This window comes from Syntrophomonas wolfei subsp. methylbutyratica (genome assembly GCF_001570625.1).
GTDB classification, from domain to species: domain Bacteria; phylum Bacillota; class Syntrophomonadia; order Syntrophomonadales; family Syntrophomonadaceae; genus Syntrophomonas; species Syntrophomonas methylbutyratica.
Genome location: NZ_BBQT01000019.1, coordinates 22,046 through 47,937 on the forward strand (window position 1 = coordinate 22,046; position 25,892 = coordinate 47,937).

Genomic DNA, 25,892 nt, shown 5'->3' on the forward strand with positions numbered 1-25,892 from the left:
TCCAGCATTGCTCCGTATTTTATCATTATATCAAAGCAATCCGCCCTAATTATGATTTTTAGCATGAGAATTTACTAATATTTTCATAAGCCTCACGGTATTCCTTGTAGTCAGCCTTTTCTCTGCCGTCAGACGTTGCCGTTCCTGTTTTAACGCGTCCATTTTCGGGAGCTTCGCCCCGGAAAGAATATGCTTGAAAGTAGCCTGCGCCCTCAATGATAGCCTGTATATTCTCCTGCTCGCAGCCTTTGCCGAGTGTAGAAGAACGGCTGCCCATAATCAAAACGGTCAGCGAGGGATTGCGCAATGGGGTTATATGGCTGTTATCCAAAGATACAAGTAAACTGGAAGATACAAGACGAAAAGAAAATAAAAACTTTGAAACGTTTTTATGCGAGACTAGTCTTATGGGCAGGAGGTGAGAAAGTGACGGAGTTCGGAGAAATATATACAGAGTACTTTTCTGATGTATATAAATATGTGCTAATCCTATGTAGGAACGAGGCTATTGCGGAAGAGGTTACGCAGGAAACTTTTTTTAAAGCCCTGCGGCATATAGATCAGTTCAATGGAAGCTGCAAATTATACGTATGGCTTTGTCAGATTGCTAAAAATACTTATTTCTCACTTTCCAAAAAACAAAAGCGGATGACTCTGGATATAGATGCAGATTTCCCAGATACAGCATCAGACTTGGAAAAAGACTACTTTGACAAAGAAACGGCAAGGCGATTACACATTCTGCTTCATAATCTGAATGAGCCATACAAAGAGGTCTTTACCTTACGGGTATTCGGAGAACTGTCATTTTCTCAAATCGGTGAGTTATTCGGTAAAACCGATAGTTGGGCAAGACTAATTTTTTACAGGGCCAAAAAACAATTACGGGAGGCAATGAAATGAAAGTATCTTGTGAGATCATTAAAGATTTGCTGCCATTGTATCACGATGGCGTTTGCAGTAATGACAGCAAAACGATGGTTGAGGAACATCTTGCTTATTGTGACAGCTGCAAAGCTGCGCTGCTGGAAATGGACGATACGTTATGCATTAACAAAGCGGAACAGAATTTGCAAGAGGCCGAGGTGGTAAAAAAGCTGTCAAAGAGGTGGAAAAAAGGAATGTTAAAATCGTTGCTGGAAGGCATGTTATTCACTATTTTGGCTATTGCCCTTATTGCTCTTGTTCTCTATTTCTTTATAGGTTTTAGAATTATCCCCAAACCCTATTGACTGGAGGAATATAATTTGAGTGTGACTCACCAAAATAAATGACAAAACCGGGTTAGTGAAATCTTAACCGGGATATCGTGGGAAATGACGATATAACCGGGGTTATCGTGGGATGACCAAAGAAATCGTTTGACAGAATAAATGATAAGGAAACAACTGCAATAAATTATTAAGAGAGTACGGATAAAAACCATGGAAGCCCCGAAACAACGGGCCATAAAATGTTTTTACCGTGCTCTCTTGTTATTTTAATCGACAAGCAGAAACAAGATTTAGGTCTAATGCCGCAGCTTTAAGAGCGATTGTTTTTGGTGTCGATGGCCGGAGTCACACCGGCGGAAGTTATCCAACGGAGAATTGGTCTACCGATATGCGGAACAAAGCTTTTGTAAAGGAAACTTGACAAAACTCAGTTGCTCTATTAGGATATATGTAAAGTAAACTTGTCGAACAGGAGGATGCCTTATTTGAAAAATAATGTTGAAAGGATACGAAAAGAAAAAGGGCTAAGTCAAGAGGAATTTGCTAAAAAGCTACGGGTATCTCGACAAACTATAAGCTCCATAGAAACGGGAAAATACAATCCCTCATTAGAGTTGGCATTTGCCATAGCCGATTTTTTTGATAAAAAGATTGAAGAAGTTTTCCTTTATGAAAGGAGTAAATAGCGATGAAGAAAAGTTATTTATCGTGTGGTTTAAGTTTTATTGGAATCGGTCTTGTCATATTAGTTGCCGCAATTATTTTTGAGACGAGGCTGCAAAGTTTATTGTACAGCTTTGCTGGTGCGTTTATTGGCCCCGGAGCAGTAATGGCAGGAAAATATTTTTACTGGACAACGCCGAAAAATGCAGAGAGATATAGAGAAAAACTTGATAATGAATCTATTGAAATACATGATGAAAGAAATGAGGTTCTACGAAATAAGGCAGGCAGATATGCTTACCTTTTGAGTCTTCTTATTATTTCTATATCGATGGTTGTTTTTTCAATTCTGGGAACATTGGAAATTATAGAAAACACACGTATAATTATAATCTACTTAGGAGGATTGTTCCTTTTTCAAATTGTATCACTATTTGTGTTCCATCGGTATTTGCAAAAAAAATGTTAAAACTATTTTAGAATTGTTATCAACTGTCTGATATAAATTAAAACACGAAAACAGCGGGAATTAAAAACTGTTGTTTAGGCGGTTATTGCGAATAGAAAGAAGATAAAAAGATTATGAGAGAGTAGAAGAAATCACAAGGAAAGCTTTTTGGAATTTATATATTCCAGGGTGCATTGAACACTATTTAGTTCATGTTATGCGATCCCACAAAGACTTTCTGCCGGAGTTGGATCTGGTGAAACGAATGTTCGAGGTGATTCTATGGTTATAAAGCGAGCAACGATTCAAGATACGAAAACGATAAGCCATATTCATGCTTCCAGTTGGAAAAGCGCTTATAGGGGCATGATTCCCCAACAGTATTTGGATGAATTACCAGATGATTTTTGGGTAAATGCTTTTCAAGGTTGGATTGAGGCTGACACTGTAACCGTGCTGCTTATTTATGACCAAGAATCAGCCGTTGGCTGTATTGCCTACGGAAAGTCAAGAGATAAGAAATTGTCTGAATGGGGAGAAATTATTTCGATTTATCTTTTGCCGGAGTATCTTGGAAAAGCATATGGGCATAAACTCTTGAAAGCCTCCTTGGATGATCTCAAAATTGCCGGATATAACAACGTTTATTTATGGGTTTTAGAAAATAACGAAACAGCCAAAAAATTTTATGAGCGAAACGGCTTCACGTTCAATAGTGAGAAATATTCCTTTGAGATAATGAAGGAGCCTTTTGAAGATATGCGTTATGTTTTTAGTTTCAATAGCACTCAAGAAACATGCTTGGAAATCAAATAAAGTTACATCGTTTATAAAATAGGAGTAAATCTGATTAGAAGGTTCAAAATTGATGATTTAGACATAGTTATGAAAATATGGCTTGAAAGCAACATAAAGACTCATGATTTTATTGCGCGGAGATGAGACGGGAAAATAAATTGCTAGAGAGGGATTACATATGTTTGTGGTTCATAAAAAGATTAGTATTACTGCAATTTGTTTTGTCATGTTAAGTATATTAATCACCGGATGTCATCAACAAGAAAAAAATGTACTTCCAGCATGTAAGGAACCTGTCCGAGAAGAAGTTGACCCCAATTCCCAGCCGAAAGAGAGCATAACCGGCACAAATGAGGTAAAACAAAACGGTGATACCAGTGAAGAACAGAAACAAAAGACAGCGGAAGTTTCGTATGCTTTTTATCCGAGCGGTCCAGACTTTATAAAAAGCGTTATTAATGAGCGAGGCAACGTAGAAATTACCGATGACATGCGTGAGAAATTCAACTTGTTTGCCAGGGATTACCGTTGGTGCTATATGCCGGATATGAATTATTATGAGTCTTTTTTTGAGGCCAACGAATACACCCAATCCTTGGGATATAATAATTTTGGCTTTGCGGTCTTTTATGTGCTGAACTATATGAAGTGTCCCGAAAAAATAAGTGACAATGATATGCAAAACGCCATTCAAAGCCTATTTGTTGCGAAGCAGGGTTATAAAGATATGCCGCATCAGGCTTACCGGAAATTAGCTGACTATGAGGACGGCTATTATTCCCCGTGGCCGGAAGGGGGATTGGATCATAATAGAATGTTTTATTTGCTAACAAAATTGGAAATTGTACAGCATGGGGCCGATGGTGTCTATATTACTGTCTGCGCCAAAAATTACTATTTTAATGATTCAGGCTATGAGCCAGGCGAGAATGAAAAATGGCTGATCGAAAAATCAAACAAAATGGGGATGCCCGATATGCAAGCCGCCGCAAAACTTGTAAAAAATGGAGAGATGAAAGAACTCAAAGGAGATAGTAATTTTGAAACAACAATTTATATTAAATTCAATGGACAAAAAGCAGACAGTTATAACCCACGATTTGTTTTTAATAATACTTGCGGTAATGATCCTAATGAAATATGATATGTTCCAATGTTTAGGAGCAAGCGGGGAAACGTCCCCGCTTACTTCTGGAACTTAGGCGGACGATAGCGTCAGATAATTTGCTTGTTTATACCACTCAAGACCCTCAAGAAGGGTATATTCCAGATGGCAACTTGAAGATTTCATCTTTAAAAACCGGCGTGGCCGACACAACAACCTTATGGCCTCAGAACAGTGAAATAATTGAGAGTTTGGCCTGGTCACCGGATGGGCAAAGTCTAGCCATTTCTCTGCCAAGAAATGAAAAACATCCTCTGCGAATTGACCAGATTACATTAAAAGGAGAACACAGCAATTTACTGACCCTGGGTGAAGCTGGTATTAAGGAAAACGAGAGCTATAATCACGAGGTCATCAAGGAAGCCCTGGACTATGCCGTTGAGCTTGCGCTGATCCGGGACAATCCGGCCGACCAAAAACCCGATCACTTGGCGAGGTGCGGATACTGTTTACCGACTTCCTACTGGAATGGCTGGAGATGACCAAGCACAATGTGGAAATGACCACCAAAGAAGTTCTGTGGGGGTGCTGGACGGCACCGGCAGCAAATACGTGAATCTCAAGCTGGAGTTTCCGGCAGCAAAAAAGAAAAAGCCCCGGAAATAGAGCCTTGCCAGAAAGGGCATTAGAATTAATAGCATGGGGACTGGAAAACAAATAATATGGGATTAGATTATATTTGTAAGCCCCTTCGGGGACTTTTTTGTTTGGAGGTGATGAGAGCGTTTATTTTGCAATTGACTGTCAAATTAACTGTCAAACAGTAAAAGATAATCATCAGAAAAAACTAAAGGGGCTTTAAAGCCCCTATTTTCCTATGGTGCCAGAGGTGGGACTCGAACCCGCACGCTGTAAGGCACACGATTTTGAGTCCCTTCACATTACCGGAAGCATCGGGAATACAACATACTCTACCGGAATCCTCAGACCCTCAGAAACCTTGTATAATGCGGGTTTGCGGCACTTAAAGCCCGGAAACCCACGTCACTCCAAGGCTCTCTCAAAAGAGCGATTTTGAATGGTAACAGTCATCCTGCCATTGACAAATATTTTCAGGAGTTGATGACTGTGAAAAACCAAGAATATTACGAGCAGCTTTTTGGCCGTATCCTGATGTCGTTACACTGGATGAATTCAGATATTAAAGTTGATTGTAGTATTCGTTTTTAATATTTGAGAGCCCACGAGCGTGGCTCTAATTCTAATCTAGGATATCTTATTGCTCCTTCTCCAAATATTAAATTTATTTGCTTCCTCAATCAGATTATCTCTAAAATCAGGGTGAGCCAGGTTTATAATGCCTTCAGAACGTTCCCAAGTACTTTTGCCTTTTAGATTGAACTTGCCGTATTCGGTAACAATGGTGTAAGCAATAGAGCGGGGGACAGTAACAATGGTTCCGGGGGAAAGTCCTGGCACTATCCTGGATTCCAGAGATCCATCTTTTTTCATTATTGAAGAACTAAGAGCCACATAACCACGGCCGTTTTTAGAATCAAATGATCCCAGTATAAAATCTAACTGCCCTCCGGTTCCGGAGATATGGCGGCCCATTGACGCTTCAGAGGCAACCTGGCCAAATAAATCTATTTCGATAGCATTATTAATGCAGCACATGTTATCCATTCGGGCAATTAGATAAGGGTCATTGGTATAATCAACCGGGAAAATAGCGCAAGCCGGGTTATGATCCAGGAAATCATAAAGCTTTTTGCTCCCCATGGCAAAAGTGTAAACGATCTTACCGGGATCTATGTTTTTACGCTTGCCAGTGAGTTTACCAGCTTCATACATATCGACAAATGAATCGCACAGCATCTCCGTGTGTACTCCCAGGTCTTTGAGATCAGACTTGGATATCATTTCTCCCACCAGATTCGGCATACCCCCGATTCCCAACTGGAGGCAATCACCATCCCGCATGTCGGCAAGGATTAGTTCAGCTATTTTCTTATCGGCATCGGTACCACTTACCACAGGAAGATTAAGCGGGGGAGGATTATCAGGGCTTTCTACAATATAGTCTATATCGGAAATATGAATAGATTCGCCATAACCACCTAAGCAGACCGGCAAAGAAGTATTAACTTCTGCCACCTTGATTTTTGCGCTTCTGTTAATACATGGAGCTAATGAATTGGAAGTGCTGATATTAAAGAAGCCATTCTTGTCCATGGCCGTAACCGCTTGAAAGGATACGTCTACCGGAGTATATCCCCGGTCATATATAGTCGGGCCTTCATGATAGGTGATGGGAATATAGTTGCACAGGTCCTTTTCTTGAAGCATCCGAGAGACTCCGGAAAAGTGCCAATCGTTCATTACAAAGGATTCCCTTTCTGGATCCGCTTTGCATACTTCGGGAAGCCAACTCATGGTAACCAAGCGAAACTTAACATCTTCCAACTCATCTTTACGTTTGGCCAGGGCTGCGTCACAGGCTTTGGGCTGGCAAACAAACTCGCCATATTGGACCCAATCGCCTGATTTAACTAATTTTGCCGCCTGATCGGGTGTGATTAGCTTTTTTTTATATTCCTCATAATAGGTACTTGAATTAAAATTCATATATTAAGCTCCTTTCAATTTTGACTATATAAAGATTTGATGGCAGAATTTAAATCAGGAAATATTCACCTCCTTAAAAAACATCCCATGCAATCATCTGGACTCGTCTTATGCAATATGCATACCAGAAAATTTTTAGGGTGGATGAATTCATTGATGGAAGGAAAAATAAACAAAAAAGTCTTATATTTAAGAGAATGAGTTAGAGAATATTTGGGGGTTGACATGTTATGGAAATAATTATTGATGGTCATAAAATTGAGGTCATTTCAGGGGAAACCATTTTAAAAGCAGCGCAAAGATCCGGCATTAATATTCCCAATCTTTGTTCAGCTAAGGGCATGTGTTCCGATAAAGGATTTTGCCGCCTATGTATTGTAGAGCTCAAAACATCCATGGGTATTAAGCTGGTTGAGTCCTGTACTTTTCAGGTTTGGGAAGAAATACAAGTAAGGACATATTCGCCGCTAATTGAAAGTATACGCCGCAGCATGATAAATTTGCTGATTGGTCGGGGCGATATTTCTCCGGGAGAGCTTGCCGAAATGATTAATGTCACCCAAACCGAGAATAACCGGATGAGTATCCCCAATTATTTTATACCTGACCTCCAAGACAACATATTATCTCCCACCATATTTCAAAAGGGGTTAGAGGAAAATCCTCAACTGGCTTATATTATTGTTAATAGGGAAGGCTATATTCGAGAAATTAATCAGACTTACCTTGATATTATGGGAATTGAAATGGAGGATGCCTTGGGTAAACATATACTTCAGGTTGTTCCCAATTCCGAACTTCCAGAAATACTTGCGACAGGACGTACTGATCAAGCAGCCTGTTGGACCATCAACTGTCATGACGCAATTGTGAATCGCGTGCCAATCATTAGGGATGGAAAAACAGTCGGGGCTTTGGGGTATAGCTTATTTTTAGACATGTCCGCGGCACGAATCTTCATAAAAAAAATGCAGGAGCGAGAAAAAGAATTCAACGACTTCCTAGAAGGGTTATTGGAAAATCCTTTTTTGGCCTATATAATTGTCGACCGGGACGGATATATTACGGCTATTAATCAAATTACTCTTGATATTCTAAAACTGGGGAAAAAAGATGCCATGGGCAAATATATTTTGGAAGTCATGCCCAATTCAAAGCTCCCTGAAATATTGAAAACCGGGAGGATTGACAGAGCGGAGTTCTTCCCTATTATGGGACGGGACACTATTGTAAATCGCATGCCTATAACTAAAGAGGGAGAAATCATTGGAGCGGTTGCCTACAGTCTTTTCCTCGATATGTCGGGAGCCAAAATACTTTCCAAACGGCTGCACTATATGGAGAAACAGCTGAAACATTATAAAGATGAAATAAGCGATATATATAGTGCCAGATGGACTATTGACGATTTGGTAGGCAATAGTCCATCCCTGTTGTGGATTAGGAATGTGGTGGGGCGCATGTCCTTTACCACTTCTACAGTGCTTATTACCGGGGAAAGCGGTACAGGTAAGGAAATTATTGCCCAGGCGGTACACAATTCCAGCCAATTTAGGCACGGTCCATTTATTCGTATTAACTGTGCGGCTTTACCCGAAAATCTTCTTGAGTCTGAACTATTCGGATATGAGGAGGGCGCCTTCACCGGAGCCAAGAAGGGCGGAAAACCAGGAAAATTCGAACTTGCAAGTGAAGGAACTATATTTTGGGATGAGATCGGGGATATGCCCCTTACGATGCAGACTAAATTACTAAGCGTTTTGCAGGAAAAAGTAGTTGAGCGGGTGGGAGGCACAAAACCGATTATTATTAATGTACGGGTTATTGCTGCCACCAACTGCGATCTGGAAAAGATGATTTCAGAAGGCCAGTTCCGAGAGGATCTCTATTATCGGCTAAATGTTGTCAGGCTGGACGTGCCGTCTTTGCGTAACCGGATCGAGGATCTCCCGTTGCTGGTGGACAGTCTGATTAACCGCATCAATCAGAAGCTGGGAACCAACATAACCGGTATCTCCACCCAAGCTATGGAATATTTAGAAAGTTACGAATGGCCCGGAAATGTAAGAGAATTAGAAAATATTTTAGAGAGAGCAGTCAACCTTGCTTTTATGAATCAGGACTCATTATTGAACATTACTCATTTCTCTTCACTTTTTAAGACTTCATTTACAGAACAGGCACAAATGGAACTTAAAGAATCGACTCTTCCTGATACGTTAGAAAAAATAGAAAAAGAAATGATTGAACTGGCTTTAGCTAAAACCGGCGGGAACAAGAATAGAGCAGCCAAAATGTTAGGCATTCATATTTCAGCACTGTATCGGAGATTGGAAAAATACGGAAACAAATAATTATTTTTTCAAAAGCTCTTTCGAAAGAGTTATTGTCACAAATTAACACCGAAACCCTTTGTTTTTGCAAAAACCATTCGTTTTTGCAAAACTTCTTTAGCATACCCTGCATCTTCATATGTTCTATCCATTTTCTAATCGAAAAAATATTTAGCATCCTTCGTTTTTGGACCTGAATGTTCTCATAATAACAATTTCCTTTGCCTCCATTTCAATTTTAATAAATATTCTTAGCTGCCTCTCCTACCCTTGGGTTTGCCAATTCGACCTTCTTCAGTAAATGTACAGTGTTTCGACGTTTGCCTGCTATCCCTTTGTTAATTATCAGACATCCTGCGGTTTTTTTCGAAGGTTGTTATTTTCTGATGGATATATGCTAATACCTGAAAATTAGGGATAACTACCATGTTGGTACGAAACTTGCAAAATAAAAAAGCAAAATCAGAATTCCTTTAAGATGTCAAAAGGGGGGCGATAAATAGAAAATTAAATAATATTTTGCAAGTTTAATAATAAGTTGGGGGGTAGAAATTAATGAGTATTAACAAAATCGGAGTACTTGGAGCAGGAACCATGGGAACTGGCATTGTTTGGGCTTTTGCCGCAGCAGGCAAAGAAGTCATTGTTTACGATATCTACCAAGAAGCCGTAGATCGTTGCATAGCCGGCGTAAAGAAAGGTATTGGCAAAGCTGAAGAAAAAGGTCAGGTTCCGGTAGGAACAGCTGAAGCCCTTAAGATTACAGGCACAACTAATCTGAATGATATTGCTGATGTTGAATTTGTTCTCGAAACGGTTCTGGAAAAAATGCCGATTAAAAAGGATGTCTATGGAAAACTTTCAAGCATTATTAAAGACGAAGTGGTTGTCGCTACAAATACTTCAGCTCTATCCATTACTGAAATCGCTACAGCTTATAAAAGACCAGATAAAGTGGTCGGGATGCATTTCTTTAATCCCGCCCAGGTTATGAAGCTCATCGAGGTTATAGCAGCTGCTCAAACCTCTCAGGAAACGGTTGATATGGTAATTGAATTGTCAAAAGCAATCGGCAAGAAGCCCATACAGGTTAAAGAAGGTCCTGGATTTGTGGTCAACAGAATCCTGGTTCCGGGCATCAATGAAGCAGCTTTTATATTTTATGAAGGCTTAGCCAGTGCTGCTGACATTGATACAGCAATGAAGCTGGGTGCGGGCTGGCCTATGGGTCCTCTGCAGCTGGCTGATCTGGTAGGTATTGATATAGCGCTGGAAGTCTGTAACACCCTTTATGAAGAAACCGGTGATTCCAAGTATCGTCCTGCGCCTCCGTTGAAACAATACGAACGCGCTGGCTGGCTGGGCATGAAGACCAAGAAGGGATTCTTTGACTATAACAAATAGAAACTGGTTTAAGTTTGCCATATGGCGGAAGTGGGGTCATTAAATATGGAATACGAAAATGTAATCCTTGAAAAGCAAGACAATATAGGCATTCTATATATCAACCGGCCCAAGGCTATGAACGCATTAAACACGGCAACTGTTCGTGAGATAAGCAAAGCAATAGATGAAGTAAAAGAAAATGATGAAATTAAAGTTCTGATTGTTACCGGAGCCGGTGATAAGTCATTTGTGGCCGGAGCTGATATTTTGGGCTTTATAGGCATGCCTCCAGCCGACGCCCGCTTTTTAAGCGATGAAGGTGAACAAGCTTTCCGTAAATTTGATGTTTTGGAGAAGCCTGTCATCGCAGCGGTAAACGGGTTTGCCCTGGGCGGTGGTTGTGAATTGGCTATGGCCTGTGACATCCGCCTTGCTTCTGAGAATGCCGTATTTGGGCTGCCAGAAGTTAGTCTGGGAGTCATCCCCGGTTATGGCGGCACCCAGAGGCTGGCACGGCTGGTCGGGGAAGGCCGGGCCAAGGAACTTGCTTTCACAGCTGGAACCATCAATGCGGATGAAGCTTATCGCATTGGGTTGGTTAATCATGTCTATCCTGCTGCGGAGCTTATGGATCAAGCCCGCAAGCTGGCCAAGAAAATAATGAACAATGCCCCTAAGTCAGTAGCTTATACCAAACTGGCTATCGGGCAGGGGCTGCAGGGTGATTTGGACAGCGGCCTGAGGATTGAATCTAATTTCTTCGGTTTATGCATGGCTACTGAAGACCAGAAGGAAGGCTGCCAGGCCTTTGCCGAGAAACGGAAGCCTCAGTTTAAAGGAAAATAAGGCTTAAAAGTTATAGTGCTGAACAAATTTTATGAACCGCAGTAACTCGCGGTAAATTAGGAGGTTTTATAGATGGAAGTCAACGAAGTCGTAATGGTTAGCGGGTGCAGAACCCCGATTGGCAGATTCCTAGGCAGTTTGAGCAGTGTCAGGGCCAACGATCTGTCCATGATAACCGGTGCCGAAGCTATTAAAAGAGCGGGCATTGAGCCCACTCAAGTTGATGAACTGGTTCTGGGCATGTGCATGCACCATGGCAACGGCTCCCTGCCTCCGCGTCAGGTGGCCATGGGCATTGGCATGAGTCATAAAAGCGGAGCATCCCAGGTAACCCAGAACTGTGCGGCCAGTATGAGGGCTACCGAAATTGCCGCCATGAGCCTGGCTCTGGGCAAGAGCGAGATTGCTCTGGTAGTAGGAACCGAGAGCATGAGCAACATTCCCTACATCTCCCAAAATACCAGATCGGGAGCCAGACTGGGTGATGCCAAGCTGCAGGACGCCCTGCTGTCTGATGGACTTATCGACAAACTGGCCGGCAGCCACATGGGCGGCACCGCCGATAATGTTGCCAAGAAGTGGAATATTACCAGGGAAGAATGCGACCAACTGGCATTGATCAGTCACACCCGGGCTGCAAAAGCAGTTGGTGACGGCATTTTTGACCGGGAATATGTTCCGGTCGAAATCAAGTCCAAAAAGGGCTCCAAGTTCTTTGGCAAGGACGAGCATTTTATTCCCGGGGCCAACCTGGAAGCCATGGGCAAACTGCCGCCGGCTTTCAATAAAGACGGTGTGACCACCGCCGCCAACGCTTCCGGCATCAATGACGGTTCCGCCGCCATCGTGCTGATGACCGCGAAAAAAGCTAAAGAATTGGGAGTTAAGCCTTTAGCCAAACTGCTCAGCATCTGCACCTATGGCGTAGATCCCTACTATATGGGTATCGGCCCGGCCTATGCTATTCCCAAAGCCCTTAAGCAGGCGGGATTGAAATACGACAATGTTGATTACTGGGAAATCAATGAAGCTTTCGCCGCCCAGTTCATCGGCGTAGGCAAGATTATGAAAGAAGAATTTGGCATTGAGATGAATTCCGGCACTCTGGAGACACAGGGCAACATCAACCACAACGGTTCCGGTATCGCTCTGGGCCATCCGGTAGGCTGCACCGGCGCGCGTCTTCAAGTCAGCCTTATTCATGAAATGGAAAGAATCGGAGCCACCATCGGCGGCGCTTCCACCTGCGTAGGCGGCGGACCAGCTATGGCTTGCATCTGGACCCGGGATATTTAATTTGTTAATAACCCCCTTATATTTTTTCTTTATGTTTTGCGCCTGGGAGTCTCTCCCAGGTGGCACCCTTTTTAAAAACAGTTGTTAAGCAATAACGGGGAGCCCCCATTCCTTATTCCAGGACTGGGGATGCTTTCTTATATGAACGGAGGTTCAATATGTCTGCTAATTTTGCCTATCAGAATACGAGGGATTTTGAATTTATTTTGCAGGAATGGTTGCCTACTGAACAAGTATTTTCCTATCCACAATTTGCCGACTATTACTCTAAAGATGATGTTAAATCAGTTCTCGGTCCCATTCTAAAAATGTGCAAGGAAGTCGTAGAACTAACCAATGAGGACGGAGATTCACATCCGGTTAAGCTCGAAAACGGGAAAGTCACTTTACCTCCCACCTTCGGACCGCTCTTTCATCAATTACAGAGCGAAGGATGGGGAACCAGCAACATTGATGAGTCGGAAGATGCTATGGTACTGCCGCACCTTCTTCAATCCATGGTGTGGGAAATGCTGCAAGCAGCCAATCCGACTTTTGCACCTTATATTATTCTCACCAGCGGTGCGGCCGGCCTGATTCAAAGCTTTGCTTCTAAAGAAGTAAAAGAAATGTTCCTGCCTAAAATGATGGACGGAACCTGGACCGGCAGTATGTGCCTGACAGAAGCCACCGCCGGGTCCGATGTGGGCGATATACTTTCTAAAGCCTATCCCACTGACGATCCACGAATTTTCAAGATTAAAGGCAGCAAGATATTTATCACCGGCGGCGACAATGATTTTACCGATAATATTATCCACCTTTACCTGGCTCGAGTCGAAGGCGCCAGACCTGGAACCGCAGGAATCTCACTATTTGTGGTGCCCAAGCTTTGGATTAACGAAGACGGCAGCGTGGTAGATAATGATGTAATTACCACCGGAGTAGAACACAAGCTGGGACAACATGGTTCTTGCACTGCAGCTTTGGCTATGGGTGAAAATAATAATTGCCGCGGCTGGCTTTTAGGTAAAAACCCGCTCGAAAACGATGGAATTGGAGAAGGAATGGTCCAGATGTTCCAGATGATGAACATGGCCCGTATGGAAACCGGGCACTGTGCACTTTCCTGCATAGCCAACGCCTATTACAATGCCCGTGATTACGCCAAGGAAAGAATACAAGGAAGGTTGATGACTGATCCTAAAGCAGGTCGTGCAACCATTATTAATCACGAAGACATCAAACGCACACTTCTAATGGGTAAGGCCCATGTGGAAGCTATGAGGGCTATGTTATATAAAACATATTTTGCCTTTGATGTTCGTCATCATGATACAGATCCGGAAAAAGTAGCCAGAGCCAACGAGCTGATAGAAATAACTACACCTTTATGTAAGGCTTATCCATCCGATGAAGCCTGGTGGCTTATCGGGGAAGCGATTCAGGCTTATGGCGGCTATGGCTATTGCGAAGAATATCCAGTAGCCCAGATTGCCCGTGATGTAAAAATCTACTCCATCTGGGAAGGAACCAACGTCATTCAATCCATGGACCTGGTTGGTCGCAAATGGAGTATGAAGAAAGGCGCAGTCTTTGCCGCTTTCATTCAGGAGATGAGAGACTTTGCATCGGCTAACCAAGATAACAGCGAATTTAAGAATGAGTTCATCAGCCTGAACGCAGCCCTTGAAGCCTATGCCAAAATTCAAAAAACCATGTTCACCTATATGGGTGAAAAGCGAATCAGCATGATGCCTCTACACGCTCGCCGTATATTGACCGCGACATCTCAACTCTACTGCGGTCGTCTAATACTCGATCAAGCCCTCCTGGCCAACGCCAAAGCCAATGAACTAGGGCCGGAGCACTTTGACTACAACTACTATACTGGCAAAGTGGCAGCCGCCCGGTACTACTTGATGAACGTGGTTCCCAACGTGTGCATCGCCGCTGATATCATTGCGTACGGTGATACTTCTTCGCTAGATGTTCCCGTGAATGCTTTTGAATATTAATACCGTGAATGATACGAGTCGACAAGGACAAATATATTTTCACCCTCTGCCCGCATTCAGCATGCGGGCAGAGGATTGTATATCAAAAAGGGAATTCGAGGGATGGAAGATATGATAAGCACTCAAATTGCGGAAGCGATTAAAAAAATTGCTCCTATATTAGTCAATAATATTCCTGGAGGAGGCATTATTGCCATAGCTGATGAGGAGGAAATAGTGTACAAAGCAGCCTCAACTGCCTTTAATATACCAAGTTTAAATGAGGGCATGCCGCTTAGAAAAGGAAGCGGGCCGGTAAAGGCCATGAAGGAGAGAAGACAAATTGATGAGGCAGTTCCCCGTTCAGTTTATGGCACCAGGATCCATATAACCAGTCTGCCGATTATCGATGACGATGTGGTACATGGTGTCCTGGGATTTATCTTCCCGCGTTTACATCCGTTGGGTAGAGCATTTTATGATTTTGCCCCTATTATCACAGAGATGTTTCATGAAGGAGCCTTTGTTTATATAACCGATTTAGATAAAGTTGCGGGATTGCAAGGATCTGCCAAATTTGATTTACCTCAATGGAAGATTGGAGATGTATTGAGTGACAACACCATAGCACGGATAGCCATAAAAGAAAAGCGAATGTTATCGAAGGACCTTGATGCCAGTACATACGGCGTACCGGTTAGGATAACCTCCTATCCTTGTTTTGATGAGGACGACCCTGCAAAAGTGGTTGCAACATTTGGTATGATCTTGCCAAAGAAAACCGCAAATGACCTACAAGAAATGTCCTGTAGATTAAGTGAAAGTTTAAATGAAATATCAGCAGTAATTCAGGAGATGGCAGCATCCGCCTCAGAAGTATCGTGTAATGAAGAGCATCTAAATACGAATGTTGTTGAAATTATTGAAGCTTCAGAAAAAATTACCGAGGTTTTGGATTTTATCAAACAGATAGCTGACCAAACAAAAATGTTAGGGTTGAATGCCGCTATCGAGGCAGCTCGGGCAGGGGAATCAGGCCATGGTTTTGGCGTAGTCGCAGAAGAAATTCGAAAGTTATCGGACGTATCAAAGTCAACTGCAATAAAAATCAACGGGTTTATTAATGAAATAAAGCAGAAAGTTGAAATAGCAAGACGTAATAGTGAATTAACACTGCGTGCAAGCCAGGAACAAGCAGCAGCCAGTGAAGAAATGAGTGCAAGTATTCAAGAAATAACGGGAATGTCCGAACAACTAGGAAGGATTGCGGAAACTTTATAGATATCTGTATTAACTATTTTACACTTGGAAAGAAATTAAACGCTTATAGAATAGCCTTTGCAGGCTATCAAAGAGTACTTTATATTGATACCAACCGGTGTGGGGCTGAACATGGCTAAAAAAGACGCGTTGGAAATGAGGGATATTCTTAAGGCGATGAGGAAAAGCAAAGGCTAAGCAATTAATACAGGTTATTTGAAATTTACTCCGTTCCCAGATATTGCCCTGCTATTTCCGCGGCATATTGCCGCATGACTTCTTGCAATTCAACGGGAGAAAGTATTTCTACCTCCCGGCCATAATGAAGCAGCCACCTCCCCAGTACCGGCAAAGAATCCGTCAGCAGCATGATTTCCATTCTGCCGCCCAGATCCTTTTCTCCGACCAAACCCCATATGCACTTATTCTTAATGATTTCGTAATTGCTATCCTTTTTTAAACGTACTGTCACATTGCATAGGTTTTTTGCTCCAAGCATTTTTTTGATAACCGTTTCCAGGGGAGGATGCGTCTTGGAAAAGCTTTGATCTGTTAGGTACAGGTTTTGAATGCGGTCGATGCGAAAATCCCGATAAGCATGGCGCAAATGGCAATAGGCAATTAAATGCCAGTGATTTTCATAAAACCCCAGCGAAACAGGTTCGATTTTTCTTACGGTGGTCTGGTTTGCAGGGGGAGAATAATAGTGAATCTCCATAATATTCTTTAGATAAAGCGCCGTTTGAATATCCTTTATAAAACTATTTTCCACAGGCATATTTTCACCGGACGTATCGAATGCGCCTATCTTTTCTTCTATTTCCGCCACAAACGCCTTATCTTCATTTCCCAGAACCGTTCTTATTTTATAGAGCGCCGAATCAAAATTACTTTTCGTTTTGGCGTCTGCGAACGCGCCCGCCAATTTCCCGGCCAACAGCAAAGCTCCGGCTTCTTCGGAAGTAAACCTCACCGGAGGCAGATGGTATCCTTCCACAAGATAATAGCCTACACCCGCTTCAGAGCCTAGCGGTATGCCGGCGGCTTCAAGCGCCCTGATATCCCGATACACGGTCCGGATGCAAATACCGAATCGCTGGGCCAACTCTTGGGCCGTAACGATTTTTTTGGATTGAAGATGAATGAGCATCGCCGCTAGTCTGTCTACTCTATTCATGATGGGCCTCCTGGTGGCACATTAATATACCAAATATAACGAGGCGAATAGCAAAACAGACAACATGGTCTAAGCTCCGCCTCGTTGCAGCGGTGTGTTAAAACTGCTTGGCAGTTTCTTCCGATGCTAAAAGAAATTATAGCATAAAAGAAAGACGAGATTCTAACCTGCTGACATAAGGCTGTCACTTTGCCCAGGTATACTAATACCAAAAACACGCCAGGGAGGTAATTTCATGCGACCAAAAATTGTTATGCACGCGCAAATAAGCTTGGATGGCTGCGTGCGCGGTTTTATTGACACGGGCGTCTATTACGCCGTTGCCAACCGCTTCAATGCGGACATGGTGCTGTTTGGCAGCGAAACAGTTTATACTGCGGCTGAACATTATCCGCCCGAGACAGAAAAAGCGTTTAAGAAACCGACAGACAGGCCGGATGACCAAAGGCTGAGGTGGGTGGTGCCGGACAGCCGCGGAAGATTGCGGAACCTGCATGTTTTCAGGGATTCGGAGTATTGTAAAGACATTATTGTTCTGGTATCCGCATCCACGCCCCCATCCTATCTGGAGTATCTGCGCGAGCGCAATTACGATTTTATTGCTGCCGGGGACGATCACGTGGATTACGCTCAAGCGCTCGAAGTCTTATATAAGCGATATAACTGCAGGATTACCAGAACAGACAGCGGCGGAGTCCTGACCAACGCGCTCATAGAACAGGGACTGGTTGATGAAATCAGCCTGGTTGTGTCCCCTTGTTTGGTGGGAACAGGCGAACCGCACTTGTTCAGAAGTCTGTCGCTGCCAAACAGAATGCCGCTGGAGCTGATAAGCTGTGAGACGGTGGATGAAAAGCACATCTTCCTAATCTATAAGGTCCTGAAGTAAAATATCTTTCCAGTAAGCCACCAGTCAACATTATGATGATACGCTATTTCCATAAAAAGATAAGGAGAAATAGCATGCGTTTTCTTCGGGCAGTTTTCAGGGTACTGCCCAGTCTGTCTAAATGAGTCCTCAGACAGCCCTCTGCACAGATGCTTCTTTTCGCATTTATCATAAGGAAAAATAAGCCGAGTAGCCGGTGCCAGTATCGGCAGAAAAACCGGACTTTTAGCAGCAGAAGCCAGTCTGCAAAACCTTTTGAATGAGCATTTCCATATAGCCAGCAGTATGAGCAACTGGAACAGCTGATGCTGGAACTGCTGCAGCAGGTGCCGAATGCAGAGAAACTAGAAATTTAAGGAGTGGGACTGATCACGGATTTTCACTAATGCTGAATTTGTATTTGCAAATGAAAGTAATCCATGAAAAAGTCAAGAAAAGCGCACACCCAAAACATCGGTATAATATGGTAAATAGCTCCGTCAGCAACACTTCAAGAGCAAAAAAGAACGCGGGGGCAAGGGCGGCGTAAGCCGCTTCGTATACTTTTTTTCTTAATAGATATTGTGTAAATGGAACTTCCCAGTATATTCTGGCCAGGTATAGAATCACCTGTTCACGGCAAACTATCACTAGATCTTGCTTGTCAGGGGGATAGGGCAATGCTGGAGAGCAACCCGAGCACCTGACGAGATTCGACTGGGGGTGAATGGGGATGCCAACCCGGTCTCCCCGTTCAGTTTAATAAAAATTCACCCTCCAGGAGAATAAAAGCGATAAACTCCGGGGCGAAGCCCCGTAAACTAAATGGTCTCCAAGCTAAATCTATCCTCAAAGTGGATAGTCAGCGACATACATTGTTTCCATTCCTTGATGGGCATAGTCCGCTCCCAGGAGCGGATTATCTGCTATATTTTCCTATATTTATCACAGCCCAGATGTTCATCCATCTCGGTTTCCAAATTACTCGAACCGATAAGGATGGAACCACATTGGGTTCCCGAGGTCAGCCGCGCGGCTGAAGAGCGCATTATGCTGCCTTCTGAATCCGCTGCTGGAAAAACCTCCGTTTGACAAGCGGCGTGTTAATGATAATCTAAAACTACCCCATATTAATAATTGAAAAGTACCCCAGGATAAAATAGACTTTCCTATGTATCTAGCAGTGTTATAACGAAATTGCCGGTTGATTCTATAGCATGATAGAACTATAATATGGTTAGAATTTTACTACAAGGAGTTGATCCCCATGCAGATTAAACCGTCCGCAAGCATCCGGCAGAACTACAATGAGATAGCGGATTTGTGCAGGTCTACAGGTGAGCCGGTGTATCTTACCAAAAACGGTGAGGGCGATCTCGTGGTGATGGATATAAAGGCGTTTACCCGCCGTGAAAAAATGCTGAAACTGCGGGAAGAACTGCTGGCAGTCGAGGAAGACCGTCTGACCGGACGCGCCGGAACAACGCCGGATGAATTGGACAGCTATCTAGACAGCATCATTGACGAGGTGGAACATGGAAAAGAAGCCTCAGTATAAGGTGATTGTTTCCGACCGCGCCCGTCAGATGCTGGCGGGCCATGTCCGTTTCCTGGCACAGAAAAATCCCACCGCCGCCCGCAAAACCAAAAACGATCTGATGGATGCCATCCGTTCCCTGCACCAAATGCCGGAGCGTTTCCCTTTTCTGGAGGCCGAGTTTATTCCGCCAAACAAATACCACAAGATGTTCGTTGAGAAATGGTATCTCATTCTGTATCAAATCAAGGATCAGACGGTGTATGTTGACTACATCGTGGATTGCAGGCAGAACTACGGGTGGTTGGTGCGGTAGATTTGTTTCGACGTAAATGGCTTTAAAAAAATTACTGAGCTTTTATAGTATTGGGAGGAAATAGTGTGGCGAAATTGGAAGTATTTGTTGGTGGATTACCCGCAGGAATCATTTTTGAAGGCGATATGAATGATTTGAAAAAAATTGTGGAAAATTCTATAGATGATGGCACTTTTAAAAGGAAGCAGAAATAGGATTCATTGCGTTGGCGTGTTATTTTGAAGCATATTTTAAAAATCAGTTTGCATCCATAATAAATCTATGTCCAAGCACAGTTAACAATTTGATGAATACACGACCTGAACTTGCTATTGGGTTAAAGGATTTATTTTTATTAGACTTTGATATTTCAGGCAAAATTGGATTCTTAATAGCGGAGCAATTTGATTTCGGAACAGCAAAAATAATTAACAATCTGTTTAGAGACCTACTATTAATTACTCCATTTTCAAAAGAGGATATAGAACAATATAATGAATTGCTAAGTCAACGTAATTTACTTGTGCATCATGGGGGCGTTTTTACTATGAAATATACCAAACAGAAATTTTCTAAAGAAAGTATAGGAAAAGATGCATTTTTCAACTCTTTCTACCGTTACATTGATGGCGTTGACAGACCCCGGGAGCGGGCCGGTGGGGATAAGACTGTACGGGGAAGACTTGAACCGCTTGAACGTGGTATCCAGCCAGTTGGAAATGGCTTTAAAGAATATCCAGGGGACCACCAACATAAAAAGCGACGCCAGTGCCAGCAGCTATGAATATGTGGTGAAAGCTGATACGGAAAAAGCATCCCTGCTGGGGATATCCAATGCTGATATCCAAAGTGAGATACAGACGGCTTTGTTGGGCAGCAAGGCTTCCGTATACAGAAAGGCGGGCCAGGAATATGACATTGAAATAAAAAGCGGTATCGACAATGTGCATGAACTGGAAAACTTGGCCATAAAATCAAGCCTTACAGGTAAAAAAGCGCTTTTGAAGCAGATAGCCGATATTAAACTAAAACCGCAGATTGATAGCGTGAATCGATATAAAAAAGAAAGAAGTGTACTGGTTTCCTGTGATGTCAAGCCCGGTTACAGCGCGGTGGATGTTGAGAACACGATGGAAAATGAGAAATTAAAGGATGTGGACCTGGAAGGTATCAAGCTTGTTTTTGAGGGAGAAAGGGAAGAAATAGGTAAAAATTTTACCAATATGGGTATTATGGGAATATTTATCCTGTTTTTTCTATCCTGCTGGTTGAATTTAAATCATTTATTGACCCCGTGATTATTCTGTTTACCGTTCCCCTGGCATTAATCGGTTCCATGCTGGGCTTACTGATATTTGGGAAGCCGCTGTCTTTTACGGCTTTGTTGGGAGTAGTCAGTTTAATGGGGATCGTGGTGAAAAATGCCATAATACTGCTTGATTATATAAACCAGGCCAGGGAGCAGAGCTGTGCGACGGAGGACGCCTGTCTAAAGGCGGTAGGCATGCGATTCAGACCGATCATTCTAACTACCGCAACCGCCCTGCTGGGACTTTCTCCTCTGGCTGTTTCCGGCAGTGAATTGTTCAGTCCAATGGCAGTGGCTTTAATGAGTGGTCTTTTGGTTTCGACATTGCTCGCCATGATCGTGATACCGGTTATCTATGCGTCGTTAAATAATCTAAGAATAATCAGGGCAGATGACAAGGGGAAATATCAGGCTATGTAAAAACGCCCCAAAATACCTGCAGACTCCCAATATCAGTCCTAACGTAAATGTAATGGCGAGTACGTAAAAGACGATGTTTGAAATTCAGTGAAAAGAATTGAATAAAGAAACTGAATTTTACAATGGGTAGGAGTGATTTTTCTCTTGTGGCACCACACGGGCTTACATCTTAAAAGCTACAAAAAACCGTTGTTTCGGCGGTAATAATCATACGTATAATAATTCTCAATGCCAAACGGTGGTTTTGAAATAAAAAATCAAGGCCGCCGTTTCCCTTTTTTTAAAATAGCATAGCGGAGGGTGTGTTAAGTTTACCCTTTTTTAAGGACACGGCGGTGTTAGGAGGATGCCGCCGTGCTAAATTTGTATCGACATTATCTGACGCCATTTGACTGCTCAAAAAAAAACTATTGGCAGATTGCCCTTTTTCGACCAACAAGGTATATACACACATTACATAATAAGAAGTCTAAGCCTTTCGGCCCGATTGGATATTTTTCAGTCGGGCTTTTTTGCGTCTTTTTGTCAAGCGTCATCTGAAAAACGCAACAAACGGCCATTGCCGGTTGGGATAAAGAGTGAAAGGGAAATAGGGACAAGTTTAACTCCCTCTATTCGGAACAGGAAGGAGGTGAACTCTATGGAGCGATCTTCTTCCAATAACAAGGGTAACAAGGGAAAAACTGTCCAGCATCAGTTTGACAGCTTTTGCAGGAAAGTCCTGAAAGGTGAAGCAAGCAATTACCGCAAGGCACTTGCCCGGCGCTTACAGTACGAAGTGACCTTTTCTGAACTGTCGGAGAAGGAGTTGAACCAGCTTTATACTATGGATGAATATGCGATTGATTATTACTTGTTCCAAGTAATGGGCTACGATGTCGAGGTCAAGGATGCGTTGATAGGTGAAGCGTTGGAAGCTCTGCCCGAGAAAAAGCGCAGCATTATCCTGCTGTCTTATTTTCTGGATATGTCGGATGCGGAAATCGGGGAACTGATGAACCTTGTGCGCACCACAATCTACCGACATAGGACAAGCTCACTGCAACAAATCAAAAAGTATATGGAGGGAAAAGCCGATGATGAAAACAAGTCCGAACCATAAAAATCTGCTGCCTTTTCCCACTATTGTGGCGGCGTCGGCAGGCAACATAGACGCAATCAATGCCGTACTGAAACACTACGAAGGATATATAGCCGTGCTGTCCATCAGGAGAGGTTATGACCAGAACGGTATCCCCCTCCGGTATGTGGATGAAGAATTGCGCCGCAGATTAGAAATCAAGCTCATTAAAAAAACTCTTGCTTTCAAGGTAGCCTAAGCTTTGCCCGTGCGGGAGTGTGTACCCTTTCCATTTTCCCGATACGGGCTTTTCGTGTTGTTGCCGGTTTATAAAAGCCTATTGTTGCCAATGAGCTTTTACAGGCTGACAAACGCCTTGCGCTCTTTGACAAAGAAAGCGCGGCAAAACACCGCGCCGCATAGGGCAAATCGGATACTTTCGGTCCATGCCGAGCCGGACGGCGGGTGCGCCACGACTTACCCAAGGGAACGAGCGATCACCACCCAGGCCGCAAAATGAGCGTGGCAGCTTGTGAGGCGAAGACGCATAGGCCGGTACAATGATACTTCCGTCCAGCCGCCGTCCATCCGATAAGCCCGTATAACGATGGAACCGTCAACAGAAACGCAGGTCAGGGGTGTGCCCGTTTTGGGCGAGCGTGTACGCGTATCCAATCATGGGCGCGCCCCGTTGCCTGCAGCTCTATTTTTGAAAGAAAGGGGCTGATACCTTGCTGAAAAGCAATGAAGCATATAAGCTGACTTTCGGGATTACCCGGATGTGGTCAACGTGGTGCAAATGTGTGAAATGCTGGGAGGGGCGGCAAACAGGAAGGTGCCGCCAGAAAATAAAAAAGCCCTTAAATCCGCTTGTATCGCGGCTTTAAGAGCGATTATTTCTGGTGCCGATGGCCGGAGTCGAACCGGCATGGAAGTTATCCGCCGCATTTTGAGTCCCTCTACTTCACCGGAAGCATTGGGAATATAACGTACTCTACCGGAATCCTCAGACCTCCAAAAACCTTGTGTAATGCGGGTTTGCGGCACTTAAAACCCGGAAACCCACGTCACTCCAAGGCTCTCTCAAAAGAGCGGTTTTGACATCAATTTTGGACGTTGGAGGGATATTGGAGGGATATGCAGGAGGATATCCGGACCGCCTGCCGTCAGAACATCTAACGTGTAGTAATCAAAAATCAATATTGTAACAGTCATCCTAGCATTGACAAATATTTTCAGGAGCTGATGACTGTGAAAAATCAAGAATATTACGAGCAGCTTTTTGAGCCGTATCCGATGTCGTTACACTGGACGAATTCAGAGACATGTTGGGCGGCATCGGAGAAACCACGGCACGAAAGGTTTTGCATGGAAATCATATAAAGTACTTTTTCATCCGCAGTGCCTACAGGATTCCAAAAGTATGGGTTATCGAGTATGTGTTAAGCGATCATTATGCCCAATACCGACAAGAGCTTAAAGTACAGGTTTAGTAGTGAATAAAAATGAACGGACAAGAGGACATAGGTTTAGCGCTTATGTTCTCTTTTTTATATAAATCAAGCCATGTGGGGTGCGTGGTTTAAAGAATATTTCCAGCAACTCAATGGCAGTTAAAACAGTAATATAACATAAATAGTTGTGGAAATGCAATAAATGGGATGGTATAGTATTTATGAGTATAAATAAATTTTACCAAAAAAGTTCTCATTGTTGGTTGGCGCCATTTGCTAAGTTTTCAGTCTTGCAACGCAAAAGCGTATGGAAATTAACTACAGTCTTTGAAATAAAAAGCCGCGAGGGATAATATGAATCCGAAACTTGCAATTCCTGATGCTGCGCCACTTGTATTGTCGCTGCGCTCAGTAGGCTATACGCTAGAGACGGCGCTTGCTGACATTATTGACAACAGTATCACGGCTAAAGCAACAGAAATAAATATTGATGTCAAATGGAATAAAGAATTAAATTACATAAGCGTGCGCGACAACGGATATGGAATGAACGAAGCTCAATTGCACCAGGCAATGAAAATTGGCTCAAAAAATCCGGTTGATCCAAGAAACCATGATGATTTAGGCCGTTTTGGCATAGGAATGAAAACGGCCGCTTTTTCATTATGCAAGCGTCTGACTGTTGGAAGCAAGCTCTTGGGATCAAATGCAATGTGCATGAGAGTATGGGACATCGACAAGATTGCTGAAACAAACAGATGGGAATTGTTTGATGGGAGTTCAACACCTGATTGGAAGGACGCCTTAAGCAGGTTTGGCAATTGCGAGCAGGGAACGATTGTAGTTTTGGAAAAATTGGACAGGCTCATTACGGAAAACTACAGTGATCAAGCAATTGGGCGTTTTTGGCAGCGGATTGCCGATATGGAAAAGCATTTGTCCATGGTCTTCCACAGGTTTTTGTCAGGAGTTCAAGCAATAGCCATTTTTATAAATGGGAAAAAAATTGAGCCATGGGATCCATTCATGCGGAACTGGCTTGCAACCCAGGAGTTCAGAGAAGAATTTTTAGAATGCAATGGAGAAAGTATTCGTGCGCATGCATTTATTTTGCCGCATCATTCAAAATTGTCGGTTAAAGAATACGATGAAGCCGGAGGTCCCGGTGGATGGCTTGAACAGCAGGGCTTTTATGTTTATAGGAATAAACGCTTGATTGTCCCTGGCACATGGTTTAAAATGCTGCGGAAGAATGAGCCGGGCCAGCTTGCCAGAATCCAATTGGATTTGACTGGCGATATGGATTTTGAATGGAAAATTGACGTGAAAAAATCATCGGCTGCTCCTCCCTCCACCTTGCGGGAAGGAATAAGGAGGATTGCAAGAACAGCTCAAGAGGCCTCGCGCAAGGTCTATTACTATAGAGGAGCTGCTATTAATCAGCAGAGCAAGGCGGAAGACAATGATGCAATATGGGAGCAGGCATCAATTCGAGGAAGAACATTTTTCCGAATAAATCGCAGCCATGCCCTGCTGAAGGATGCGAAAGCCCAATTAAACGCTGATGCAGAAAAGAAGCTCAATACATTTTTAAGCCTTGTTGAAGGCTTTGCACCCATGAACGCATCTCTGACAGGACCTGTTTCTGGCGAGGCGAACCAAGAAAATGAGTTGATAGACAGTGCTGCAAGCTTTTGCAGCGACTTGATCAATGCAGGCTACAGCAAATGCGAGGCTCTGAGAAAGGTGCTGCAAATCAGCATCTACGAGGGAATGGCTGAAGCTATTGAAAACAAGCTGCAGCTTTGATAAGGGGGAA

General features: G+C 43.2%; 28 protein-coding genes and 1 pseudogene. 25 read left to right on the plus strand and 4 right to left on the minus strand.

The window, feature by feature from the left end; translation table 11 throughout:
- Positions 1–58: 58 nt before the first annotated feature.
- Positions 59–331 (minus strand): hypothetical protein, encoded by a 273-nt coding sequence (locus AWB54_RS12135; RefSeq protein ID WP_153014725.1) that lies wholly within the window; start codon positions 329–331, stop codon positions 59–61.
- A gap of 95 nt (positions 332–426) precedes the next feature.
- Here AWB54_RS12135 and AWB54_RS12140 point away from each other — a divergent pair, with 95 nt between their 5' ends.
- The 8 genes and pseudogenes from AWB54_RS12140 (at position 427) to AWB54_RS12170 (ending at position 4,770) form a co-directional block, all read left to right on the plus strand.
- Positions 427–903, plus strand: a complete 477-nt coding sequence (locus tag AWB54_RS12140) for an RNA polymerase sigma factor (RefSeq protein ID WP_061214901.1) — start codon at positions 427–429, stop codon at positions 901–903.
- Positions 900–1,232 carry a zf-HC2 domain-containing protein gene (locus AWB54_RS12145; protein ID WP_061214865.1) on the plus strand — a complete coding sequence of 111 codons (333 nt, stop codon included), beginning with the start codon at positions 900–902 and terminating at the stop codon, positions 1,230–1,232. The genes AWB54_RS12140 and AWB54_RS12145 overlap by 4 nt, the downstream gene beginning before the upstream one ends.
- 467 nt (positions 1,233–1,699) lie before the next feature.
- On the plus strand, positions 1,700–1,900 hold the full coding sequence (locus tag AWB54_RS12150; RefSeq protein WP_061214866.1) for a helix-turn-helix transcriptional regulator: 201 nt from the start codon (positions 1,700–1,702) through the stop codon (positions 1,898–1,900).
- A gap of 2 nt (positions 1,901–1,902) precedes the next feature.
- On the plus strand, positions 1,903–2,346 hold the full coding sequence (locus AWB54_RS12155) for a hypothetical protein (protein WP_061214867.1): 444 nt from the start codon (positions 1,903–1,905) through the stop codon (positions 2,344–2,346).
- Positions 2,347–2,476: 130 nt separating this feature from the next.
- Positions 2,477–2,584: pseudogene (locus tag AWB54_RS16395) on the plus strand (GNAT family N-acetyltransferase); the annotation flags it as partial.
- Positions 2,585–2,607: 23 nt separating this feature from the next.
- Positions 2,608–3,141 carry a GNAT family N-acetyltransferase gene (locus AWB54_RS12160; protein WP_061214868.1) on the plus strand — a complete coding sequence of 178 codons (534 nt, stop codon included), beginning with the start codon at positions 2,608–2,610 and terminating at the stop codon, positions 3,139–3,141.
- A gap of 160 nt (positions 3,142–3,301) precedes the next feature.
- Complete coding sequence (locus tag AWB54_RS12165; RefSeq protein WP_061214869.1) at positions 3,302–4,267, plus strand: hypothetical protein; 966 nt, start codon at positions 3,302–3,304, stop codon at positions 4,265–4,267.
- 134 nt (positions 4,268–4,401) lie between these two features.
- A complete protein-coding gene (locus AWB54_RS12170) occupies positions 4,402–4,770 on the plus strand; it encodes a hypothetical protein (RefSeq protein ID WP_153014726.1) in 369 nt (122 codons plus the stop codon).
- 724 nt (positions 4,771–5,494) lie between these two features.
- On the opposite strand, the gene AWB54_RS12175 is transcribed toward AWB54_RS12170, so the two are convergent.
- On the minus strand, positions 5,495–6,856 hold the full coding sequence (locus AWB54_RS12175; protein WP_061214871.1) for an acetyl-CoA hydrolase/transferase family protein: 1,362 nt from the start codon (positions 6,854–6,856) through the stop codon (positions 5,495–5,497).
- 230 nt (positions 6,857–7,086) lie between these two features.
- Here AWB54_RS12175 and AWB54_RS12180 point away from each other — a divergent pair, with 230 nt between their 5' ends.
- The 6 genes from AWB54_RS12180 to AWB54_RS12205 all read left to right on the plus strand — a co-directional run bounded on the left by AWB54_RS12180 (position 7,087) and on the right by AWB54_RS12205 (position 15,974).
- Entirely contained in the window at positions 7,087–9,210 is a 2,124-nt protein-coding gene (locus AWB54_RS12180; RefSeq protein ID WP_082736201.1) for a sigma 54-interacting transcriptional regulator, read from the plus strand.
- 540 nt (positions 9,211–9,750) lie between these two features.
- The gene (locus AWB54_RS12185; RefSeq protein WP_061214903.1) at positions 9,751–10,593 is read left to right on the plus strand and encodes a 3-hydroxyacyl-CoA dehydrogenase family protein; all 843 of its coding nucleotides are present in this window, start codon (positions 9,751–9,753) and stop codon (positions 10,591–10,593) included.
- Between the two features lie 45 nt (positions 10,594–10,638).
- On the plus strand, positions 10,639–11,421 hold the full coding sequence (locus tag AWB54_RS12190; protein WP_061214872.1) for an enoyl-CoA hydratase-related protein: 783 nt from the start codon (positions 10,639–10,641) through the stop codon (positions 11,419–11,421).
- Positions 11,422–11,493: 72 nt separating this feature from the next.
- The gene (locus AWB54_RS12195) at positions 11,494–12,717 is read left to right on the plus strand and encodes a thiolase family protein (protein ID WP_061214873.1); all 1,224 of its coding nucleotides are present in this window, start codon (positions 11,494–11,496) and stop codon (positions 12,715–12,717) included.
- Between the two features lie 158 nt (positions 12,718–12,875).
- Entirely contained in the window at positions 12,876–14,714 is a 1,839-nt protein-coding gene (locus AWB54_RS12200) for an acyl-CoA dehydrogenase (protein ID WP_061214874.1), read from the plus strand.
- Between the two features lie 102 nt (positions 14,715–14,816).
- The gene (locus AWB54_RS12205; RefSeq protein ID WP_235811179.1) at positions 14,817–15,974 is read left to right on the plus strand and encodes a methyl-accepting chemotaxis protein; all 1,158 of its coding nucleotides are present in this window, start codon (positions 14,817–14,819) and stop codon (positions 15,972–15,974) included.
- A 202-nt stretch (positions 15,975–16,176) separates the two neighbouring features.
- On the opposite strand, the gene AWB54_RS12210 is transcribed toward AWB54_RS12205, so the two are convergent.
- Positions 16,177–17,130 (minus strand): helix-turn-helix transcriptional regulator, encoded by a 954-nt coding sequence (locus AWB54_RS12210; RefSeq protein ID WP_061214875.1) that lies wholly within the window; start codon positions 17,128–17,130, stop codon positions 16,177–16,179.
- A 235-nt stretch (positions 17,131–17,365) separates the two neighbouring features.
- On the opposite strand from AWB54_RS12210, the gene AWB54_RS12215 reads away from it, so the two are divergent.
- Positions 17,366–18,019: a RibD family protein gene (locus AWB54_RS12215; RefSeq protein ID WP_061214876.1), complete on the plus strand. Its 654-nt coding sequence runs from the start codon at positions 17,366–17,368 to the stop codon at positions 18,017–18,019.
- Between the two features lie 905 nt (positions 18,020–18,924).
- Here AWB54_RS12215 and AWB54_RS16550 read toward each other — a convergent pair.
- Positions 18,925–19,047, minus strand: coding sequence for a hypothetical protein (locus tag AWB54_RS16550; protein WP_268873650.1), 123 nt, complete (start codon positions 19,045–19,047; stop codon positions 18,925–18,927).
- 218 nt (positions 19,048–19,265) lie between these two features.
- Between AWB54_RS16550 and AWB54_RS12220 the strand changes: the two genes are divergently transcribed.
- The 10 genes from AWB54_RS12220 (at position 19,266) to AWB54_RS12255 (ending at position 25,882) form a co-directional block, all read left to right on the plus strand.
- Entirely contained in the window at positions 19,266–19,556 is a 291-nt protein-coding gene (locus tag AWB54_RS12220) for a type II toxin-antitoxin system Phd/YefM family antitoxin (RefSeq protein ID WP_061214877.1), read from the plus strand.
- Positions 19,534–19,851 (plus strand): type II toxin-antitoxin system RelE/ParE family toxin, encoded by a 318-nt coding sequence (locus AWB54_RS12225; protein WP_061214878.1) that lies wholly within the window; start codon positions 19,534–19,536, stop codon positions 19,849–19,851. Before AWB54_RS12220 ends, AWB54_RS12225 begins: the two co-directional genes overlap by 23 nt.
- Before the next feature lie 65 nt (positions 19,852–19,916).
- Positions 19,917–20,045, plus strand: a complete 129-nt coding sequence (locus AWB54_RS16555) for a hypothetical protein (protein ID WP_268873651.1) — start codon at positions 19,917–19,919, stop codon at positions 20,043–20,045.
- 11 nt (positions 20,046–20,056) lie between these two features.
- Positions 20,057–20,614 (plus strand): hypothetical protein, encoded by a 558-nt coding sequence (locus AWB54_RS16400; protein WP_235811180.1) that lies wholly within the window; start codon positions 20,057–20,059, stop codon positions 20,612–20,614.
- On the plus strand, positions 20,550–21,128 hold the full coding sequence (locus AWB54_RS16560) for an efflux RND transporter permease subunit (RefSeq protein WP_268873652.1): 579 nt from the start codon (positions 20,550–20,552) through the stop codon (positions 21,126–21,128). Before AWB54_RS16400 ends, AWB54_RS16560 begins: the two co-directional genes overlap by 65 nt.
- Positions 21,125–21,559: an efflux RND transporter permease subunit gene (locus tag AWB54_RS16565; protein ID WP_061214880.1), complete on the plus strand. Its 435-nt coding sequence runs from the start codon at positions 21,125–21,127 to the stop codon at positions 21,557–21,559. Before AWB54_RS16560 ends, AWB54_RS16565 begins: the two co-directional genes overlap by 4 nt.
- 640 nt (positions 21,560–22,199) lie before the next feature.
- Positions 22,200–22,661 (plus strand): RNA polymerase sigma factor, encoded by a 462-nt coding sequence (locus AWB54_RS12240; protein WP_061214881.1) that lies wholly within the window; start codon positions 22,200–22,202, stop codon positions 22,659–22,661.
- Complete coding sequence (locus AWB54_RS12245) at positions 22,636–22,878, plus strand: helix-turn-helix domain-containing protein (protein WP_061214882.1); 243 nt, start codon at positions 22,636–22,638, stop codon at positions 22,876–22,878. Before AWB54_RS12240 ends, AWB54_RS12245 begins: the two co-directional genes overlap by 26 nt.
- A 522-nt stretch (positions 22,879–23,400) precedes the next feature.
- Entirely contained in the window at positions 23,401–23,607 is a 207-nt protein-coding gene (locus tag AWB54_RS12250; protein WP_153014729.1) for a hypothetical protein, read from the plus strand.
- A gap of 820 nt (positions 23,608–24,427) precedes the next feature.
- Positions 24,428–25,882, plus strand: a complete 1,455-nt coding sequence (locus AWB54_RS12255) for an ATP-binding protein (protein ID WP_061214884.1) — start codon at positions 24,428–24,430, stop codon at positions 25,880–25,882.
- The last annotated feature ends 10 nt before the right edge of the window (positions 25,883–25,892 follow it).